At 53.2% G+C, this 19,259-nt stretch carries 19 protein-coding genes; 4 read left to right on the top strand and 15 right to left on the bottom strand.

The features are described from left to right. The first annotated feature begins 77 nt into the window (after nt 1-77). Complete coding sequence (locus tag CF651_RS04260) at nt 78-2,198, top strand: penicillin-binding transpeptidase domain-containing protein (RefSeq protein WP_179232677.1); 2,121 nt, start codon at nt 78-80, stop codon at nt 2,196-2,198. Between the two features lie 39 nt (nt 2,199-2,237). Here CF651_RS04260 and CF651_RS04265 read toward each other — a convergent pair whose 3' ends face one another. From CF651_RS04265 to CF651_RS04275, 3 genes are all read right to left on the bottom strand, one after another. Beyond that, on the bottom strand, nt 2,238-2,924 hold the full coding sequence (locus tag CF651_RS04265; RefSeq protein ID WP_094013622.1) for a stalk domain-containing protein: 687 nt from the start codon (nt 2,922-2,924) through the stop codon (nt 2,238-2,240). Nucleotides 2,925-3,101: 177 nt separating this feature from the next. Beyond that, entirely contained in the window at nt 3,102-4,229 is a 1,128-nt protein-coding gene (locus CF651_RS04270) for a glycoside hydrolase family 88 protein (protein WP_425436205.1), read from the bottom strand. Between the two features lie 48 nt (nt 4,230-4,277). Next, nucleotides 4,278-6,875: a glycoside hydrolase family 2 protein gene (locus CF651_RS04275; RefSeq protein ID WP_094013624.1), complete on the bottom strand. Its 2,598-nt coding sequence runs from the start codon at nt 6,873-6,875 to the stop codon at nt 4,278-4,280. Nucleotides 6,876-7,043: 168 nt separating this feature from the next. Between CF651_RS04275 and CF651_RS04280 the strand changes: the two genes are divergently transcribed. Together CF651_RS04280 and CF651_RS04285 are read left to right on the top strand one after the other, a co-directional pair. Further along, on the top strand, nt 7,044-7,928 hold the full coding sequence (locus CF651_RS04280) for an AraC family transcriptional regulator (protein ID WP_094013625.1): 885 nt from the start codon (nt 7,044-7,046) through the stop codon (nt 7,926-7,928). 131 nt (nt 7,929-8,059) lie between these two features. Then, nucleotides 8,060-9,187 carry a TIGR04053 family radical SAM/SPASM domain-containing protein gene (locus tag CF651_RS04285; RefSeq protein WP_094013626.1) on the top strand — a complete coding sequence of 376 codons (1,128 nt, stop codon included), beginning with the start codon at nt 8,060-8,062 and terminating at the stop codon, nt 9,185-9,187. 28 nt (nt 9,188-9,215) lie between these two features. Here the strand turns inward: CF651_RS04285 and CF651_RS04290 are convergent, their stop codons facing one another. From CF651_RS04290 to CF651_RS04305, 4 genes are all read right to left on the bottom strand, one after another. Next, a complete protein-coding gene (locus tag CF651_RS04290; RefSeq protein ID WP_094013627.1) occupies nt 9,216-9,914 on the bottom strand; it encodes a Crp/Fnr family transcriptional regulator in 699 nt (232 codons plus the stop codon). Nucleotides 9,915-9,995: 81 nt separating this feature from the next. After that, nucleotides 9,996-10,295, bottom strand: coding sequence for a metal-sulfur cluster assembly factor (locus CF651_RS04295; protein ID WP_425436206.1), 300 nt, complete (start codon nt 10,293-10,295; stop codon nt 9,996-9,998). Between the two features lie 29 nt (nt 10,296-10,324). Further along, the gene (locus tag CF651_RS04300) at nt 10,325-10,558 is read right to left on the bottom strand and encodes a DUF2249 domain-containing protein (protein ID WP_245855688.1); all 234 of its coding nucleotides are present in this window, start codon (nt 10,556-10,558) and stop codon (nt 10,325-10,327) included. Further along, entirely contained in the window at nt 10,548-10,880 is a 333-nt protein-coding gene (locus tag CF651_RS04305; protein ID WP_245855693.1) for a DUF2249 domain-containing protein, read from the bottom strand. The genes CF651_RS04300 and CF651_RS04305 overlap by 11 nt, the downstream gene beginning before the upstream one ends. Nucleotides 10,881-11,031: 151 nt before the next feature. Between CF651_RS04305 and hemG the strand changes: the two genes are divergently transcribed. Beyond that, on the top strand, nt 11,032-12,474 hold the full coding sequence (gene hemG, locus CF651_RS04310; RefSeq protein WP_094013629.1) for a protoporphyrinogen oxidase: 1,443 nt from the start codon (nt 11,032-11,034) through the stop codon (nt 12,472-12,474). Here hemG and CF651_RS04315 read toward each other — a convergent pair. From CF651_RS04315 to CF651_RS04350, 8 genes are read right to left on the bottom strand one after another with little or no spacing between them, the layout of a single operon-like run. After that, entirely contained in the window at nt 12,469-12,765 is a 297-nt protein-coding gene (locus tag CF651_RS04315; RefSeq protein ID WP_094013630.1) for a hypothetical protein, read from the bottom strand. The genes hemG and CF651_RS04315 overlap by 6 nt on opposite strands. A 5-nt stretch (nt 12,766-12,770) precedes the next feature. After that, the gene (locus tag CF651_RS04320) at nt 12,771-13,103 is read right to left on the bottom strand and encodes a hypothetical protein (RefSeq protein WP_094013631.1); all 333 of its coding nucleotides are present in this window, start codon (nt 13,101-13,103) and stop codon (nt 12,771-12,773) included. 15 nt (nt 13,104-13,118) lie between these two features. Continuing rightward, entirely contained in the window at nt 13,119-14,624 is a 1,506-nt protein-coding gene (locus CF651_RS04325; protein WP_094013632.1) for a nitrate/nitrite transporter, read from the bottom strand. Next, complete coding sequence (locus tag CF651_RS04330; protein ID WP_094013633.1) at nt 14,621-14,809, bottom strand: hypothetical protein; 189 nt, start codon at nt 14,807-14,809, stop codon at nt 14,621-14,623. The genes CF651_RS04325 and CF651_RS04330 overlap by 4 nt, the downstream gene beginning before the upstream one ends. Further along, entirely contained in the window at nt 14,799-15,335 is a 537-nt protein-coding gene (locus CF651_RS04335) for a Rieske 2Fe-2S domain-containing protein (RefSeq protein WP_094013634.1), read from the bottom strand. The genes CF651_RS04330 and CF651_RS04335 overlap by 11 nt, the downstream gene beginning before the upstream one ends. Nucleotides 15,336-15,360: 25 nt before the next feature. Further along, nucleotides 15,361-15,924: a 4Fe-4S dicluster domain-containing protein gene (locus tag CF651_RS04340; RefSeq protein WP_094013635.1), complete on the bottom strand. Its 564-nt coding sequence runs from the start codon at nt 15,922-15,924 to the stop codon at nt 15,361-15,363. Further along, nucleotides 15,921-18,098, bottom strand: coding sequence for a molybdopterin oxidoreductase family protein (locus CF651_RS04345; RefSeq protein WP_094013636.1), 2,178 nt, complete (start codon nt 18,096-18,098; stop codon nt 15,921-15,923). Before CF651_RS04345 ends, CF651_RS04340 begins: the two co-directional genes overlap by 4 nt. After that, nucleotides 18,085-19,125, bottom strand: a complete 1,041-nt coding sequence (locus CF651_RS04350) for a hypothetical protein (protein WP_094013637.1) — start codon at nt 19,123-19,125, stop codon at nt 18,085-18,087. The genes CF651_RS04345 and CF651_RS04350 overlap by 14 nt, the downstream gene beginning before the upstream one ends. Nucleotides 19,126-19,259 lie beyond the last annotated feature (134 nt).

Below are 19,259 nucleotides of genomic sequence, written 5' to 3' on the forward strand. Positions count from 1 at the left end.
TCAGAGTCCAACTATTTCTCCTTCCGAGCGTCTTCTATACAATGGTAAGTAAGCAATGGAAGGGAATGGTTGCATCCATGAACAATAAATGGGGAAAGCTGGCCGGCGGCTGCATGTTTGTCCTGCTGCTCGGCATGCTCGCGGCGGGCTGCGCCGATAAAGTAGACCCGAAGCCGGAGGATACGATGAAAGCTTTCGTCGAGGCCTGGCAGCAAAAGCAGTATGAAGCCATGTATGAGCTGCTACCGGCGGAGACGAAGCAGCAGGTCGCGCTGGATACCTTCGTCACGAGGCACAAATCGATCTACGACGGGATCGGGATGAGCGGGCTCGCCATTCAGTGGCAGCCGGTTACACCGAAGCCTGCCGCAGGCGAAGCGGCCGCCGCTCCTCCGAAGAAGCAGGAACCGGAGGCGGATCCCAATAAAGCCGCATATACTCTGCATGTCGAAATGAATACTTCCGCCGGACCGATTGCCTATGACCAAACTGCACAGCTGGTGAAAGCAAAGGAAAAAGTGATGGTGAAGGACAAAGAAAAAGAGGTTGAGCGCTGGAGGGTCCGCTGGGACTCGACGTATATTTTCCCGAAGCTGACGGATAAGGATAAAGTCCGCGTGGAGGAGACACTGCCGCTTCGCGGCGAAATCCTGGACCGGCAAGGACTCGGGCTCGCCATTAATGAGGAAAAGCTGGAGATCGGGATCATTCCGAAAAAGCTGCCCGACCCGGCGGACGATACCGTGATCAAGCTCGCGGATTTGCTGAAGGTGAACCCGAAGGACATCCAGGCTCAGTTGAAGGCTACGTGGGTGAAGCCGGATTTTTTCGTTCCGATTACCATTGTCCCGAAGGGGGATAACCGGCTGGAGTCGCTGACCGCTGTCCCGGGCGTAACGTACCGTACGAAAAAGGTGCGCTCTTATCCCCTGGAAGCCGCCGCCGCGCATTTGATCGGGTACATAGGCAAAATCAACAGCGAGGAGCTCACGAAGTATAAAGATAAAGGCTATAAAGCCGATGATTGGATCGGGAAATCCGGCTTGGAGCTTTCCTTCGAGTCCAAGCTGCGGGGTACCGCAGGCAGCCGTATTTATATCGCCGACGCCGACGGCCGGGAGAAAGCAACACTCGCGCAGCATGACGCGGTCGATGGAGAGAACGTTCAACTGACCATCGATACGGAGCAGCAGCTGAAATTGTACCAGCAGCTGGAAAAGGATACGGGAGCAGGAGCCGTCCTGCAGCCAATCACGGGAGAAGTGCTGGCTTTGGTCAGCGCGCCTTCTTTTAACCCGAATACGTTCGTCACCGGCGTGTCTGCCGACCAATGGAAGCAGTGGAGCGAGGATCCGAACAAGCCGCTGCTGAACCGTTTTGCCCGGGCTTATGCACCGGGCTCCTCCTTCAAGCCGATTACCGCAGCAATCGCGCTTCAGGCACAGATGCTCGACCCGAACGCGGAGCGCAGCATCGTCGGCAAGCAGTGGAAGAAGGATGCGTCCTGGGGCAATTACTATGTGACCCGCGTGTCCGAATCGCAAAGTGCCGTCAATTTGTCCAAGGCGCTGATGTACTCGGATAACATTTACTTCGCGCAAGTGGCGCTGGAGATGGGAGCGCAGAAGTTTCTCGAAGCAGCCGGAAGGTTCGGATTCGGCGAAAAGCTGCCCGTCCCGCTCGCAATCGACGCCTCCACCCTGTCCAACAACGGCAAAATGCGCAATGACGTACAGCTCGCCGATTCCGGCTACGGTCAAGGCGAGGTCGTCATGAGCCCGCTGCATGTGGCCGCGGCGTACACGGTATTCACGAATAACGGCAACATGATCAAGCCGACCCTGCTGTTGAATGAGGGGCAGAAGGGCGAGGTGTGGAAACCCGGTCTCCTCAGCGCCGATGTCGCCAAAACCGTTACCGATAAAATGACCGATGTCATCGAAAACCCGTCCGGTACCGGACACGATGCCAAGGTCGACGGGCTTAAGCTCGCCGGCAAAACCGGCACCGCGGAGCTGAAGGTGAAGAAGGACACCGCCGGACAGGAGAACGGCTGGTTCGTGGCCTTCAACACCGACAACCCGCAGCTGCTGGTCGCCCTGATGGTCGAGCAGGTGCAGGATCGCCGGGGCAGCCATTATTTGTCTCCGAAGATCAAGAGCCTGTTCAGTCCCTTGGCGGGGAAGAAGGGGAATTAGGGGTTCAAGAGTTCAACTGTCATTTATTCAAATTTGAAGTTAGTTGCTAACTGGATTTTCTGAAGTGGTTCCGTCAGGATTTAAAATAAATAAGTAAATCTTATTATCCTTAGGATTAACATAAGAAATTGAAAATAGGTGTAATTTGTTATTTTTCCAACCAATAAATAAATATGCGCCTATTTTTTTGTTCTTCAGACCTTCTTCATCAATAACATGATCCGGCAAATCCTTAGCTGTATAATCAGGATCTCTGAAAAGATAATACTTCCAATATGAATCGCTACCATTTTCTAGATCACCATTATTGTATGCATTTTCATGTTTATCGGCTAATAGTCCTTGTACTTCTTGTTGTGTTAATCCTAACCTTAATTTCTCTTTGATTTCATTTACTTTTTTATTTATGTTCTGATCTCTTTCATTAATGTCCCCGGTTCCATGAGTAGTTTTTATTGAAATATTCTTTGTGGAGTCGTCCCACTGGATTTCACTTCCTAACGCTTCGGCAATCGCTCTCGCAGGTAGATATGAGGTCCCATTAACGATGACTGGAGCTAGCGTGTTACCATCACTGTCCTTAGGTGTCCAGGCCTTGTTGTTGAGCGTATACTTGATATCATGATTTAAATAAGCCTGAATACTTTCAATGCCTCCAAATGCAAAACTTGTCGATGCAAATGCGATGCAACTAACACCAATCAAAGTAATCCGTTTCCATTTCATTTCACCATCTCCATTCACGAAATATATATAACAATGTCCGCTAACATATCCAAATCCTTCAGACTTAGATACTATAAATTTACCATATTTTACATAAATATGAATATCAAAAGCCCTGCAGCCATCCGTAAATGGTTGCAGGGCCTTGTCTTTATGAATGATGCTCCGCCAGCGCGATTAAAAGATCCGCGACTTCCAGCCGAGCAGCTTCGCGAGCGCTTCGACATAATAGTAGTCTCCGTAGATGAGGGAGACGTCAATGTTCTGCCCGGCCGGCTTGTTGCCGGTGCCGGCGTACAGGATCGCCTCGTGATCGGGACGATCCCACGTGGCGTAGTTTTGCGTCAGCGAGAGCAGGATGCGCTCAGCCGCATCGCGGTACGGGCGCCCCTGTACCGCAGGCAGCGCAGCGGCCAGCTCGAGCAGCCCCGAGGCGGCGCAGGTCGCCGCCGACGTATCGCGCGGCTCGCCGTCGAGCGACTCGGCCGCGCGGAAGTCCCAATGCGCGACGTGGTCGTCCGGCAGCATCGCGAGGAAATAGTGCGCGACGCGCTGAGCCGCGCGCAGGTACTTCGTATCGCCGGTATAGCGATACGTGTTGGCCATGCCGTGCAGCGCCCACGACGCGCCGCGGCTCCAGGACGAGTCGGGAGCGGCGCCCTGGCCGCCGAGCGACTCGATGACTTCGCCCGTCAGCGGATTGAAGCTGACGATGTGGTTGACCGAGCCATCCTCCCGGATGAAGTGGTCGACCACCGTGTTCGCGTGGGCTTTGGCGATCATGCTAAAGCGAGGATCTTGAATTTCTTCCGCGGCCCAGAACAGGAGGGACAGGTTCATCGAGGAATCGACGATGGACCAGCCTGTTTTGTCCTGGTTCCACGCGCGCAGAAAGTTGCCCGCAATGTTGAAGCGGCCCGCCAAGAAGTTGGCGGCAGCCAGCCCGCGGCGTTTGCCGTCTTCGTCGCCTGTCAGTCTGTATTTGATCACAGCCGTCGGCGAATACTGAAAGCCGACATCGTGATGAAAGTTGCTCTGTTGGATCGACTTCTGCTCGAACTTCTCGTCCCAGCCCCAAGCAGCGTTCTTGTAATGGGCTTTGCCTGTCATTTCGTACATGATCCACAGGATGCCCGGCCAAAAGCCCGCCGTCCACCAGTCGTGGCGCATGTCATCGTACTTGCCGGTGTCTCTTGGCGCCACATGCGGCGATTTGTCGCCGATCTGCTCGATCATCAGGTCCACTTTGCTCTGCAGCGCTTCCCAAATGTGGGGCAGCGCATCCTGCAGGTTGTCGGCTTTCATAAATTTGCTTGGTTCCCATCTCGTCATGAGGTTCGTCCTCCTTGATTTTTAAATCGTAATAAAAGCCGTAGCCAAGCCTGCGCTGGCCACACTGACAACCGACACCGGCTTGCGGACCGTACTCGCGTCAGCCGCCGATACTGCACTGCCGCCGCTGCTTGCAGCTGAGGCGTCTGCGCCTTCGGCGGCGGCATTCCCGCCCAGCGGTACAGCGCCGCTGGCGCCCGTACTGCCGGCTGCCGCCGCCCCTGCTCCGGCTCCGGAAGCCGGGCCGCTCGCGGAGACGAAACCGGTCACCGGCACGCTCGCTGCGGAGCCGCCTGCCGGGTCGATCAGGATGCGTGAGCGGCCATTCGCCAGCTGAATGAGGCTGGAGCCGCGGACGGTGCCCTGGCAGTCGATCAGCCTGCCGTCGCCGGCGATGCCAAAGCGCACGAAGTGAATCGCATCGAGACAAAGCACACCCTTCGCGTCATACGCGAGCGCCTCGACGAGAATGTGCCCGTTGGCCTGCGGCTGCGCGTTCAGCTTCAGCTCGGCAGGCTCGCCCCAGCTTTGCGTCTGGTATTCGAACGACAGCTCGTCGGTGACGGTGATGCCGTCCTTCGCCGCGACGACCTTCACATGGTTGACACCCGGCTCCAGCACGGTATCCCAACGTAAGCCTGCGGCCGGGAAATTTTGCGAGTCGCGCTGCTTCACACCAAGGCTCGCCCCGTTCACGAACAGCTCCGCTTCCGTGCAGTTCGAATAAACCTTGATCTGCTTGCGCTCCCCTTCTTGTCCCCAACGCACGGGCATCGTGTGACCGTAAATGCGCGCCATCGGCTTCGACGTCCAGTACGATTGGTACACGTAGTAGGCGTCTTTTTTCGTGAAGTCGCGCTCGATGATGCCCTTCATATTCAAATAAGGAATCGGCGAATCCGGACGAACCGGCGTGGCAAAATCTTTGAACGCCCACTGCGCCGCACCGGTCAGCCAGTCCATCTTTTCCTGCGACTTCAAGTACCAGTCGATCATCTCACAAAAGTACGTCTCGGACCAATCCCCGTCACGCGATACGCGCGGGTCGCCGCCGGTCAGCAGGTAATCGCCGTCCCGTTCATCGGTGTTGCCATCACCCCGGCCGATAAATTCGAAGCCGGTGTACGTTTTCTCTACATGGCGGGTCGCCAGATTGTCCGCACCCCATTCCATATGAAAGAACGAATCCACGTTCTCGAACGCCTGACGGGAGCTTTCCTCGTAATCCGTATAAATACCGCGGTACCAGCCGGCCCAGATCGAAGGCGAGTACACGTCGATGATGTCCTTGCAAAATTCGCAGCGGCGAATCGCCGTCAGCCGGTTAGGATCCAGTTGATGGGACAGCTCATGCAGCTCTTTCATAAACGTCTGAATCGCAGGGATATCGAAATAATCGAAATCGCACTCCCAATCGTTCTCGTTGCCGAGTCCCCACAAAATGACCGAAGGATGGTTGTAATGCTGCTCGATCATCGCGGCCAGCATATCGCGGCACTGCTGCTTGTACTGCTCGCCCCCGAGACCGCCGCGGCACCAAGGAATTTCTTCCCACACGAGAATACCGAGCTCGTCGCACAGCTCCAATACGATTCTGGATTGCTGATAATGCCCGAGTCGGATGAAGTTCACGCCCATGTCCTTGATGAGCTGCATCTCCGTACGGATCATGTCCTCCGTCATCGCCGGGCCCACGCCCGCATGGTCCTCATGGCGGTGCGTACCGCGCAGCAGCAGACGCTCGCCGTTCAGCTTGAACGGCCCCTTGTTCACAAACTCAAAGCTGCGTGCCCCGAACCTTTCCGTCTGCTCCGTCCGTCCGTATGCGCTTGCCAGCTCCACCGTACAGCTGTACAAATACGGCGCATCCGTCGTCCATAGCGTCGGATTGGCAAGCTCATAAACCGCCAGCTCCTTCATGCCTTCCCAAGGCTTTGAGCTGATTTCGAAGGTCTTCAGCTCCTTGCCCTCGCCGTCCCGCAAACGTACGGTCAGCTTCACTTCCTGTCCGTGCCCCTCCGGGTTGTACAGCGAAGCCCGAACCTTCACCGTGCAGCGGGTGACATCGTTAGAAAGCTGCGGCTCCACATGAACGCGCTCCACCGATACCGCAGGCACGTACACCAGATTCAAATACCGGTACACGCCACCGTACAGGTTAAAATCACTCGCATCCGACGGAATCGTCTCCAGCTCGCGGCTGTTGTCGCAGGCGACGGCAATCGGCGTCAGCCCTTGATAACGCTCAATCGACCTCGCTTCTTCTGCGGCAGCGGTAATATCCACCATAAATTCATCATAGCCGCCTAAGTGGGAGCCGACCTGACTCGTGTATACGTATACATCCGTGCGCTGTCCCGCTCCTTCAAAATGCAGCAGCGTTCTTCCGTGCGGGTAAGGGTTGTCTAGGGCCAGCTTGGTCCGGTACCAACCTTGTCCCTGATAATACTTGCCGTCCGGGTCGAGCACGTCGAGCCCGTTGTACGAATGCGGCAGCTCTACCGGATGCCACGGCACGTTGTAATGGTTTTGCAGCTTATCCTGGCGCCAAGCCTCCCATGGGCCGCCCAAGCTCCCGCGGTGATGCTCCCAGCCGCTGATTAATCGTTGTTTAATCACATTTAACACACTCCGTCTGCACTTGTCTGTTTCATCTATGTTCATGTCTTAACCCATGAAGCCGTTTCCCTGCCTTTCAAGCTTAGCAAAAAATGATTCCGCATAGTTTGGCAGCGTTATGATAAAATGTTGTTATATTACGGTTACATCAGCAGAGGGGGACACGCCATGCGAATTATGAATTATTTGAACCTGAACCAGCATCCGGTGCAGCTGTCCTTTGCAAGAGACCGGACCGACGAGTTCGTCGAAATCTACCATGCCCATCAGGGGATGGAGCTGCTGTACGTCCATGAGGGTGTCGGAAGCGTCGTTGTAAATCAACAAATTTCAGAGCTGGCTCCGGGGAGCTTGCTCTGCTTTCGTCCGTTTCAGCTGCACCGGATTCAGATCAAGCTGCCTCCGGGCGTAAGATATATTCGTTCCTTGATGGTATTCGAGCCGACGGAGCTGGATCGTTACTTGGCTCCTTTCACGGCATTGCAGTCGTTCTTCCGCCGGCTGTGGAAGGATCCGCTTGCAGGACAGGTCATCTCCGGCCTTCCCCAGGAGCCGATGCTGCGCCTGCTTGGCGATTATCGGGAGCGTATTCGCTTATCGGCACCTGATCGCCTGCTGGAAGAGCAAATGCTGTTTCTGGTGGCAATGCTCCACTTCGTGTCCGCCCATGCCGAAAAGACCTCCTCTCCCGAAATGGAGGGGCAGCCTAAGCTTCAAGCCGCAGGGAAACCGAAATCAACGGTCGCCGAGAAGGTTATGGAGTGGATCGAGGAGCATTATATGGAGGAATTTCAGCTTGATGTGCTTGCCCAAGCGGTCCATCTATCGCCCAACCATGTGTCGGCGGCCTTCCGGCAATCCGTCGGCACGAGCATTACGGAATATTTAACCGCACGGCGTATCCGCCAGGCGTGCTGGCTCCTTCGAACGAGCGATGTTTCCGTCCAGGAGGTCGGACAGTCGATTGGGCTGAGCAATTTCCCGTATTTCTGCCAGCTATTCAAAAAGCATGTCGGCTTGACGCCTTACAAGTTCAAACGGACGATGGGCTAGTCACAATAGCCCCCCGTCCCTCCGTTCAACGCAATTTTTATTTCCATATGTGATCCCCTTCACATCGGAGGACGCTTATCTTCATTATCATGATAGGCATCACAACTCATGAAATGGAAAGGGGGATTCTCATGGAAGCCGCTATAACCCAACCCCGCAGCTATCAAGAATACCCGTTTATCGTTATTTGGGAAGTCACCCGCGCCTGCGCTTTGAAATGCCTGCACTGCCGGGCGGAAGCACAGTACACATCAGATCCAAGGCAGCTTACTTTCGAGGAAGGCAAACGATTAATCGATCAAATCGCCGAGATGCAGCACCCGTTATTCGTGTTCACCGGCGGGGACCCGTTAATGCGGAATGATTTGTTCGAGCTGGCCGACTATGCCATACGCGAGAAGCAGCTGTCGGTCTCCATGACGCCAAGTGCCACCCCGAAGGTGACGAGAGAAACTGTTATGAAAGCGAAACAGGTCGGTTTATCCCGTTGGGCCTTCAGCCTGGACGGCTCTACCGCCGAAATACACGATCATTTTCGGGGGACCAAAGGCTCCTACGAGATGACGATGCGGGGAATCTCTTACCTGCAGGAACAAAACATACCGATTCAGATCAACACCACCGTCTCCAAATACAATTTGTCCGATTTAGCGGCAACCGCTGAAAAGGTTCAAGAAATGGGAGCCGTTCTGTGGAGCTTGTTCTTTCTAGTCCCCACAGGCCGTGGCATGCAGCAGGATATGATCACCCCCGGGCAGCATGAAGAGGTCATGAAGTGGCTGTACCGCCTTGGCCCCCGGATGCCATTCGGCATCAAAACGACAGAGGCTCCCCATTACCGAAGAGTGATCGCACAAGAACGAAGCTTGGAGGGTCTGCAGGCTAAGCCTTTTGGAGACCCAAACCCCTTATCCCCTAAGCATTTCGACCGATTGGGCCGGGCCCCCAAAGGGGTAAATGACGGAGATGGCTTTGTATTCATCAGTCACACAGGAGACGTATACCCCAGCGGCTTCCTCCCTGTTCGCTGCGGCAATATCAAGGAGACGCCGCTGCTCGATATTTACCGCAGCTCGCCGGTCATGCGTCAATTACGTGATAAATCTCTGCTCAAGGGCAAATGCGGAGCATGTGAATTCAAGGACCTTTGCGGCGGCTCCAGAGCCCGGGCATATGCGGTAACGAATGACTATTTAGAAAGCGATCCTGCCTGCCCGTATGTGCCAAAATCATTTAGTGAATCCGCCCCCATCGGATAAGCCTGGATATCGATGCTGTAGTCCTTGCCTAATTCTCTCTCCAATGCCGGAGCGCCTCCATATCATGAATGACAAAGCCTAGTCGATCAGTTTCTACAATCCCCTCTTTGCGAAGCTGATTCAGCATGCGGTTGACCGTCTCTCTTGTCGTTCCGATCGCATTGGCGATATCCTGATGGGTCATAGGCATTTCGATAATATACTTTCCATTCTTCACCTTACCGTTGTTTTCCGCCAGCTTCAGCAGGAACAGCTGACCGCGGTTTTGCACATCTTGACCGGTCAGCTCCTGGATTTTTTCCTGCAGCTCGAGAATTTTTTGGCTCATCACTCTCAAAATTTTGACGGCTACACCCGGTGTGCTGCTGAGCAGAAATTCAAAGGGCTTTATCGGCATGGCGAGAAGCGTCGTCGGCACAATCGTTTCCGCTGTTGCAGGATAACAGTTCGCATGAAATAACCCCGTATGCGGGAACATATCCCCCTTTTTCAAAAAGGAGACGATTTGCTGATGGCCATTTTCATCGGTCTTGTACGTTTTGACCAAGCCTTGCTGAATAAAGTATACCGCTTCCTTGTCGCCTCCTTCCGAGAAGACGACTGTTTTTTTCCGGTAAGAGCGCTGAATCATAATTGTGCTGAGCCCTCCCAGCTCTTCATCGGATAAATCCCGAAATAAAGGAACCTGCCGAAGCAGGCTAACGGTATCTATCGCTTCTTCCTTCATGTCCACACCCCTTCTCCTGTCCACATCTCATCACATGAAAAAAAGAGCCAGACTTTCCCCCCGGCCCGTCTTGCCCATTGCTTAGAACGTATTCAGCTGCTTTCTTGCTGCTTCAGACATTTGCTCCGGGGTCCAACGGGGCTCCCAGACAACATCCACTTGCACTTTTCCAATACCGGGCAACCCTTCCAGTGCGTGGCGAACCCCGCCAACAATCGTATCATGCAGAGGACAACCCGGCGTTGTTAAGGTCATCCGTACCGCAGCCTGATCTCCCGTTATCGCCACTTCATATACAAGTCCCAGGTCTACAATATTAACCCCTAGCTCCGGGTCGAATACTTGCTTAAGCTGCTCTATTGCCTGCTCAACGGATATGATTTGTTCCACAGTCCCCTCACGCCCCTCCTCTAAATGATCACGGTTTTGTCGATGGCGACTTTGGCAGAGCCGTCTGTCTGGCGCTCAATCTGATACGGGTACCCCAAGCGCTGCAATTCTTCAATAAGAAACATCGGAACACGATCATTGTGAATCCATATCCGGTCCCCAATGGCCGCTTCTTCCAGCGCCTGGAGCGTTCGAAGCATCGGCTGGGGAGGCTCCAGACCTCGATTATCAAGCTCTATTACTTTACGATCCATCCGAGAGCCCCTCCTCCGGTGCATCCCGTTTGCTGAATTCCCGCAATGGCAGAGCATTCAATGGGTCCATGGCTTGATCCGTACGGGCAAAAGCAACAATCCAATACCCTTCCTCCATCTCCTCTGCCTTATGGGCATAACCTTTAACCTTCATAACCCCGAGCAATGGAGTCGGCTTAAACAAAGCATGCATCATAAATACATCTTCAGGCTCCAGGGAAGCAACCGTATCCATAATGAGCTTGAACGGCTCTAATTTTTGTCTTAAATACGGACGGACATCCAACTCAACAATTCGCGGCTCCTGCTTCTTCATCTGCATCACCTCTCATAGCCTCATTATACGAGAAGGGTTCACCCCCGAATGTGACGGAAATCACGTTTGCCAAAAAAGTGAAAAGTGACCTGCATCATATCTGCTGCCGCTTCCCCATGGTACATTGAACAAAAGCTGAGAACAGGAGAGTGCGGATATGAGTGTCAAGCATATAGGTGTTATTGGCGGGGGCATCACAGGACTAACTGCTACATATGAGCTGCAAAAACATTTTGCCAGGATCGGACAGCCTGTTCGTATAACCCTATTGGAAAAAGGCGGTAAGCTGGGTGGCGCTATACAAACGTTAAAGCGTGACGGTTTTGTTATCGAAAAAGGGCCTGATTCTTTCTTAGCGCGCAAGCCCGCCGTTCTCGATCTATCTAAAGATCTGGACTTGATGGATCACTTGGTCGGCATGTCCCCGGCTGCTTCCAAAAGCTATATTTACCTGAACGGAAGGCTCCATCCGATGCCTGCGGGTCTGGCTATGGGGATTCCTACTCAAATGAAGCCCTTCATAGGAACCCGATTGCTTTCTATCCCCGGCAAAGCAAGGGCCGCCTTGGATTTGGTGCTGCCCAAGAAAAAGACGCCGGGAGATGAATCTCTCGGCAGCCTGATCGAGCGGAGACTAGGTTCACAAGTTGCGGACCGTTTAGTCGGCCCCATTCTTGCAGGCATTTATGCCGGTGATCTGCACAGACTAAGTACGGCTGCCACCTTTCCCCAGCTGCAAGCCATGGAGGAACACAATCGCAGTCTGATTCTTGGCATGGTGGCTGCCCGCAACCATCCACTTCCCGCAATGCCGGATCCCGCCCGCATGCAGCTGCCTCCCCATCTGCGCGGGAGCATGTTCCTCACTTACAAGGGTGGACTGGGCACCTTGGTTGAACGTCTCGCGGACGCCCTTCAACAGGCGGGCACCCAAATCTGCCTGAACAGCCCTGTTCGCCAGCTGTCGCGCCAACAGGAAGGCTATGCTATCCACCTGTCCGATCAAACGATCCAGGTAGATCGTATCATTCTGGCAGTGCCCGCGGAGCAGGCACAGTCCATACTGCAGCATGCATCTACTCCGCTATCCAGCCGATTGGAGCAAATCCCCAGCGTTTCTGTGGCTAACGTGGTCATGGCCTTTGATCAGGCGCAATTCAAAAGACCGTTGCAAGGATCAGGGTTTGTCATCCCCCGGCAAGAGGGGCTCTTCATCACGGCTTGTACGTGGACTTCTATGAAATGGAGTCACACCGCTCCGGAAGGAAAAGTGCTATTACGGGCCTATGTCGGCCATTGGGCCGATCAGACCCATGTACAGCTGACCGATCAAGAGTTAACCCATCTTGTGCTTAAGGATCTGACCCGGATTCTAGGAGAACAAGCTACTCCTTTATTCACCGAGATCAGCCGACATTCAGAAGCCATGTCCCAGTATCTTGTAGGTCATGTGGAAAGACTGCAGGCTATCGAGGATGAGCTTGGCGGCCAATTCCCCAATCTCGTCGTTGCGGGGCGCTCGTATCGCGGTGTCGGCATTCCGGATTGTGTTGCCCAAGGGAAAGCGGCGGCACAGCGTCTATATCGGACGAACCTATGAGCCGGGTATAAAATGGACTTTGTAGACGAGCTGCGCCGAAGGATCGGAGGAGCGGAGGACCGCCCCCTCCTCGGAGGTGACGAAGCTCGTCCATTCATCCCCTCTTAAGGGGATCGCAAGAAATTGATGCTCATTCATAAACATCTTTATATAGGACTGGTCTTCTGTCATACTGATTTTCGCAAGGGTCATCCTTTTGGGGGGCGCGATGGGATCAAGACCCGCTTGATCCTCGATATGCACCTCAACCTGTGAGCCCAGCCAACGCGACAACTTTTCTTCCCAATTCATAGCCTTCACCTCGTTTGTAAGCGGCAGCAGCCCGCATCAACCTTAGGGGACACTTTAAGCTGATACCCCTGCAGATGATTCCAGCAATCGGCTTCTGCCTCCAAATCCATACTGGCGTTCTCTTCAACATACCGCAGCACTTCGTCTTCGGTTTCCCATGCTGCCAAGCCCTTGACCTCGGCAACAGCGATATCGAGTCCATCCTCAACCCTGTAGTCGATATACCAGGTGCCCCTTCCCGTAAAGAGGCGGTTCAATTGCCCGGCAATCACCGTTTGGAAGGGCGACGGCGTATGTTCCCGAATAAAGCAAAGATCCATTTGAAACTCGCAAGGCATCGCTTCTCCCCCTCCCTACTTCAGGCCTCTTTGCCCGGTAATATCGCTAAACATGCCGGCATAATAAACGACATCTCCCGCATCATTTCTTACTGCGCTTATGGTCAGCCATTCCAGATAAACATCGCCATTCTTTTTGCGATTCCAGATTTCGCCCTGCCAGAAGCCCTGGCCGCGAATTTTTTCCCACATGTCATTGTAGAAGTCTCGACTTTGCTTCCCGGACTTTAATACGCTGGGCGTCAGACCAATCACCTCATTCGCTTCATAGCCGGTCAGCTGGGTGAAGGCGGCATTCACGGAACGAATGTGTCCGACGCTGTCCGTCACCATAATGCCTTCCACCGTATTCTCGATGATCCTGGAGGACAGCCCTAATTTCTCCTGATAAAACATCCAAACAATCAGAATTAAGCTCGCTAACGCCACTTCAGATAAAGCCATAAAGCCAATCGCATAATGACCTGTCAGCTTGAAAAGGAACGTGAGGAGCAGCGGAGGGAAAAATCCGCCCAAGCCGCCCATGGCGGAAATGATACCATTGGCAATGCCGGCCTGCTTCGTAAAATACATAGGAACCAGCTTGAAAATAGTCCCATTGCCCGTTCCAGCACACAATGCAATGGTTAAGCAGCCTACGGTGTACCACGTCATCGACGGAGCGAACGATAGCAATACCCCGGCCGCGGTTAACCCGGCGAAGACGAACATAAGAATTTTGAAAGGATTGAATTTATCCCCCAAGTAGCCGCCAATAGGCCGCATTGCTGTTGCCAGAACGATGAATCCGGCCGTACGCATCCCCGCATCCACCTTGGAAAGATGAAAGCTGCTGACCAGGAAGTTCGGCAGGTAAACTGTAAAGGCTACGAAAGAGCCGAAGGTAAGGAAGTAGAACAAGCATAAAAACCATAGCTTCGAATTGCCCGAAACCCCTTTGATTTGCTCAACAAGTGAGGTTTGCACCTTAGGCTCATTGCGGTCTCCGACAAAAACATTCATTACAGCCATAACGATGAGCAGTATGCTATAGAGCAGCACCGTTGTGGACCAGCCGAAATGGTTGGCAACGACGGGGGCTCCGAAGGTAGACAGCGCTGTGCCCAAATTACCGATTCCATAAATCCCGTTAACAAAGCCATGCCGCTCCTTCGGGTAATACTTGGGCAAAGAGGTCACGCCCACCGAGAAGACGGCTCCCCCAATCCCCAGGAAAAATCCTCCGATGATCAGGTCCGCAAACGAGTCGGCCTGACTGACCCAGTAGACGGGAGCGAGCAATAGAACAAAGCTGATGGCAAACAGCTTTCTGGCTCCGTAACGATTCGTCCAATAGCCTACGGGCACACGCATCACGGAGCCAAACAAAACCGGAATCGCTGTCACCCACGTCAGCTGGGAAGGCGTTAGCTTAATCGTCTCTTTAATAAACGGCATTAAAGAGGATAAAATGACCCATACCATGAAGCCAAGCACCAAGCTAATCGTTTGGAGCGGCAACTGCATTTTTTTGATATTCATTTGGCATCACGCTCCCGACGATAGACCCATAATGCGGCTGGAAATAACAACGCGTTGCAGATCGCGTACACCATAACGGAACGGTATTGTTCGAAATAGTACGCGTTCACTGCCTTTTGTGTACAAACAATGTTCAGAAACAATATCACGCAGAGTAAGCCGACCCCCAAGTAACTACGTTTCATATCGCTTCACTCCCGTCGCGTAAATCGCGCCTTGTTCCTTCTTTAGCAGTATCTCCGGCAAAGGTCTTTTCGGGGGACCGGCAGTTGGTGAGCCTGTTCTCGCGTCGAAAATACCGTGATGACAAGGACAAACCATCTCATCCCTTTCTTTACTCCAGAAAACGGGACACTTGAGATGTGTGCAGGCATTTTGATAAGCCTTGTATTCATTCTCGCCAAGACGAATGAGCAGCGCTGAATCATGCTCTCCCGGATAAGCGAATTCCACGGCATCTCCAACTCGGATGGAGCTGATATCCGTAATTTTCAGCTCCGGATACCCCTTCTTGCTCAAGCCCGTCAATTCTTTGGCAGCCAGCGCCCCCCAAGGAAGCGTAGAGATGGCGAACACACCGGCAGCCCCGACCAGCGTCTTCATGAAGCCGCGCCGGTCCAGCTTTCTTTCGTTGTTCTTCCGTATGTTATGCGTATAATTGTCCTCATCAAACGGACTATGATTGTTGTCACGCTTGCTGTCCTGTTCCATACAGGCTCACCCCATCCAAAGTAAATTAGAACAATTTTTGTTTCCCTTGAAGAATGCCTGGAAGGCTGATCTTGACATTCGTTTCCCCTTCAAGCGGGTCGTAAGGCTGATGGCTAGCCGTCCATTTGCCTAATTTATGCTGCTCCTTCTTCGCGGCCAGCTCTTCCTCCGACAACCACTGGAGGGTATTGGTAGGGCAAACCGAAGCGCACATCGGCGGGATGCCTTCTTTGGTTCGGTCATAGCAAAGATCGCATTTGTACATTAAGTTCTGCTCTTCATCAAATTTAGGGATTCCGTAGGGGCAAGCAATCGTGCAGTTCTGGCAGCCGATGCATTTCTCAACCAACGCCGACAGCACCGCACCCTCTTCCGTAATCTGAATCGCCTGTGCGGGACAGCTTCTGGCGCACGCCGGATTGACACAATGCAGACACATTAACGGGATCGTCTGACGCGTGACCAGCGGGTTCACGTCATATACATAATTGCGGTTTCTCTCATCGTGTCCCCCGCACTGCGTACAAGCAGCCAGGCAGCTTCGACAGCCGATGCAGTTATCCATTTCAATATACAAATGTTGTTTCATCGGATGCTCACCCTCTCCGTCTCCGGTTGCTTTTCGATTTGCGCAGCACAGGCTTTAAACTCAGGCATTCTGGACATCGGATCAAGCGCCGGAATGGTTAGCAGATTAATCGATTGCTCATGCCCAAAATGATAGGGCACAAAGACCGTATCCTTGCGGATCGCTTCAATGATTTTCACTTTATAAAAGGCTTCGCCCCGGCGTGTAAACAGTCTGACCACTTCGTCATGCGAGATATTGTACTGCTGTGCCGTTTCCGGATGTACCTCCACATAAGGCTCCGGACACATATCCCGCAGGAAAGGAATTCTTCTCGTCTGGTTCCCCGATAAGTAATGGTATACGACACGGCCGGTTGTCAGGCGCAGCGGAAATTGCTCGCAAGGCTCCTCGGCCGGCGGTCTGTAGGGAAGCGCGCACAGCTTGGCTTTGCCATCCGGATGATAGAACTGATGATCCAGGAACATATGCGGCGTCCCCGTGTCCTCTTCATTGCGGCATGGCCAGAAGACGCCGTCCTGCTTCTCGATCTTTTCCCAGGTTGCGCCGTAGTAGTCGGCATACCCGCCTTTGGAAGCAAGCCGGAATTCATCCGCGACATCTCTGGCAGTCTTCAGGTGGCTGAAATATTTCCCTCTGCCCAGCCTTTCAGCCAGCTCTACCTCGATCAGCCAGTCGGGCTTCGACTCGCCAACCGGCTCCTGCGCTTTATTGATCTTGATAATACGCCCTTCCAGATTCGTTACAGTGCCTTCGTCCTCCGACCAGGTGACAGAAGGCAGCACCACATCGGCAAATTCAGCGGACTCTGACAAATAAATGTCGGAGCACACCATAAAGTCGAGATGGCGGAGCGCAGCACGGACAAAATTCTGGTTCGGCGCGGATACAGCCGGGTTCGAGCAAAGCAGGTACAGGCCGCGAATGGTTTTCTGCTCCATCAGCTCAAACATTTCGTAGGCCGAGACCCCCGGCTGAGGCATCTCTTCAGGGGTGATTCCCCACACCTTGCATACTTCCTCGACATGCTTGGGATTGGTCAGCTTGCGATAACCAGGCAGCAAGTCGGATTTCTGTCCGTGCTCCCTTCCGCCTTGACCGTTGCCTTGCCCTGTAAAGGTAGCCACGCCCGACTTGGGACGGCCGATTTTACCTGTGACCAGGCACATATTCGTGTAAGCCGAAACGTTATCGGCGCCTTTAATCTGCTGCTCGATACCGCGGGCAAACATGACGATAGCGTTAGGCGCTTTGCCATAAATCTCCGCAGCGCGAATGAGCTTCTCAGGGGCAACGCCTGTAATCTCGCTTGTATATTCAGGTGTGAATTCCTTCACAACCTCTTTCATCTCATCGAAGCCGTTGGTGTGATTGGCGACAAATGCTTCATCCACGTGGCCATTTTGAATCAACAGATTAATCATACAGTTCGCGAGCGCCAAATCCGTTCCGGGACGCAGATCGAGATGAATGTCCGCACGGCGGGCGATCGGCGTTTCCCGGGGATCGGCCACGATCAAATAGCCGCCGCGGTTCTGCACTTCCCATACCCGAAACATCGACGTCGGGTGACATTCGGCCGTATTGCTGCCGGCGATGAATAAGCAGTCCGTCTCATGAAGGTCCGTCCAAGGCAGGGTGGAGCCCCGGTCGACGCCAAAGCTGCGCAGAAACCCGGCAGCCGCACTCGACATACAGAACCGGCCATTATAATCAATATAACGAGTTTGCAGCGCAACCCGGGCGAATTTACCGGTCAGATAGCACTTTTCATTGGTCATGGATACTCCGCTGAATACGGAAAGCGAGTCCTTGCCGTACTTGGCCTGCAGCTCTTGAAATCTTCTCACAATGAGCGCATAGGCTTCGTCCCAGCTGGCTTCGCGGAAGCCTTCCTTCGTCCCTTTGAGCGAGGCATCGTCACGGATCAAAGGCCGCAGCAGCCGGTCGTCGTGATTCGTTTGCTGATAGGCGGTTACGCCCTTCGGGCACATTTTCCCCAGGGTGACCGGCCAGTCGTACCGCGGCTCAACACCGATAATTTTGTTGGAAGCTTTATCCACCCGGAGGTTCATGCCGCACTGCATACCACAGTAGGAGCAATGCGTTGGCACTAACGTTTCGTTCGGATGCTGCTTATTGGCGATATGCTTAAAGAACTTATCCCTTGGCATTCTGATTGGCCTCCTTGACGCGAATCTGATGGGTCGGTATCCCGGTAAAGCGGGACATTCTGTATTTCCGGCGGCAGGGCAGACAAAGCTCAGCCAAGTGAAAGCCCTCTTCGGTTTTAAATTCAATCTCATTGACCTTCAGCACAGCAATAACATCATTGGATTGCTCTACCGATACGAAGCCATTTCCGCAGACCTTGCAGCTCTTCGTTGCTTGCTCTGCGTAATGCTCCCGATAATTTCGGGCAAAAACGCTCATCGGGCGGAAGGGAATGTGTGCTAATTTTCCAAAGGGGATATAGATTAAAGTCACGATCACAGACCATTGATGCACTAATGTCACGACGGAATGCCCGTAGCCATGGAGGAATATGTTGCAGAACGTTAGAAGCAAGCCTGTCAAGCTCACAAACAACAGCATATACAGGGGAAGAAAATCATATATTACCGTTTGCTCGGCACGGGCCTGCATATTTTTGATCCGGCGGTACAATGCCATGCATACGCCGCCGATTACCATAAAGGCTGTAATATTCAACGCGTTGTAGAACAGAAACCCCAGAAGTCCGTCGGCCTTAATCTTCATGATATCGATACCGAAGCCTACAACGGTGTAGGTTCCATTTTCCCCCATCGTAAAGTACATCCAGCCGAACACCAGAGGGAATGTCACGAAGGCTGATAAGATGCAGCCCCAGCCAAGAAGAACGTGCTGTGTCCAGCGGTACCATCCGCGGTTCCAAATAAAACGGTAGGTGAGCAGGTGCTCCGTCGTTGTTTGGGGGGTGCTTTTTCGAAATAGAAGCTTGAGGCCCTTCTTCAAAATAATTTTGGTCGGCGGCCGTTCTCCCCAAGCAATAAAGCGGTAAAAGAACCCGCAGATGAAGACAACCGTACCTACCATATATCCGTATAGAGCCAAGTCAATGTGGGTAAACAGCCGTGATCCGATTCCCATCAGAAGGACCAGCCCACAAACGGTGATAAAAATACTTTTGGCGAATTTTGACGCGAATGCTCGATCCATGTCTATCATTGCCCCTTCACTAATCGATCTCTTGTGTTTGTATTAAATCATGCTTTGACTGCTGCACTCTGTGAGATAAGTCACTTTGCGCCAAATATTGAAAGCCACCTCTCCTTCGTTCATCTTGTATCCAC

The organism is Paenibacillus rigui, assembly GCF_002234615.1.
Lineage (GTDB): Bacteria > Bacillota > Bacilli > Paenibacillales > NBRC-103111 > Paenibacillus_S > Paenibacillus_S rigui.

Bases quoted from the DNA above. Each gene is read 5' to 3' on its own strand.
- CF651_RS04260 (WP_179232677.1), top strand. From the start codon at position 78: ATGAACAATAAATGGGGAAAGCTGGCCGGCGGCTGCATGTTTGTCCTG.
- CF651_RS04265 (WP_094013622.1), bottom strand. From the start codon at position 2,924: ATGAAATGGAAACGGATTACTTTGATTGGTGTTAGTTGCATCGCATTT.
- CF651_RS04270 (WP_425436205.1), bottom strand. From the start codon at position 4,229: ATGAAAGCCGACAACCTGCAGGATGCGCTGCCCCACATTTGGGAAGCG.
- CF651_RS04280 (WP_094013625.1), top strand. From the start codon at position 7,044: ATGCGAATTATGAATTATTTGAACCTGAACCAGCATCCGGTGCAGCTG.
- CF651_RS04285 (WP_094013626.1), top strand. From the start codon at position 8,060: ATGGAAGCCGCTATAACCCAACCCCGCAGCTATCAAGAATACCCGTTT.
- CF651_RS04290 (WP_094013627.1), bottom strand. From the start codon at position 9,914: ATGAAGGAAGAAGCGATAGATACCGTTAGCCTGCTTCGGCAGGTTCCT.
- CF651_RS04300 (WP_245855688.1), bottom strand. From the start codon at position 10,558: ATGGATCGTAAAGTAATAGAGCTTGATAATCGAGGTCTGGAGCCTCCC.
- CF651_RS04305 (WP_245855693.1), bottom strand. From the start codon at position 10,880: ATGCAGATGAAGAAGCAGGAGCCGCGAATTGTTGAGTTGGATGTCCGT.
- hemG (WP_094013629.1), top strand. From the start codon at position 11,032: ATGAGTGTCAAGCATATAGGTGTTATTGGCGGGGGCATCACAGGACTA.
- CF651_RS04315 (WP_094013630.1), bottom strand. From the start codon at position 12,765: ATGAATTGGGAAGAAAAGTTGTCGCGTTGGCTGGGCTCACAGGTTGAG.
- CF651_RS04320 (WP_094013631.1), bottom strand. From the start codon at position 13,103: ATGCCTTGCGAGTTTCAAATGGATCTTTGCTTTATTCGGGAACATACG.
- CF651_RS04325 (WP_094013632.1), bottom strand. From the start codon at position 14,624: ATGAATATCAAAAAAATGCAGTTGCCGCTCCAAACGATTAGCTTGGTG.
- CF651_RS04330 (WP_094013633.1), bottom strand. From the start codon at position 14,809: ATGAAACGTAGTTACTTGGGGGTCGGCTTACTCTGCGTGATATTGTTT.
- CF651_RS04335 (WP_094013634.1), bottom strand. From the start codon at position 15,335: ATGGAACAGGACAGCAAGCGTGACAACAATCATAGTCCGTTTGATGAG.
- CF651_RS04340 (WP_094013635.1), bottom strand. From the start codon at position 15,924: ATGAAACAACATTTGTATATTGAAATGGATAACTGCATCGGCTGTCGA.
- CF651_RS04345 (WP_094013636.1), bottom strand. From the start codon at position 18,098: ATGCCAAGGGATAAGTTCTTTAAGCATATCGCCAATAAGCAGCATCCG.
- CF651_RS04350 (WP_094013637.1), bottom strand. From the start codon at position 19,125: ATGGATCGAGCATTCGCGTCAAAATTCGCCAAAAGTATTTTTATCACC.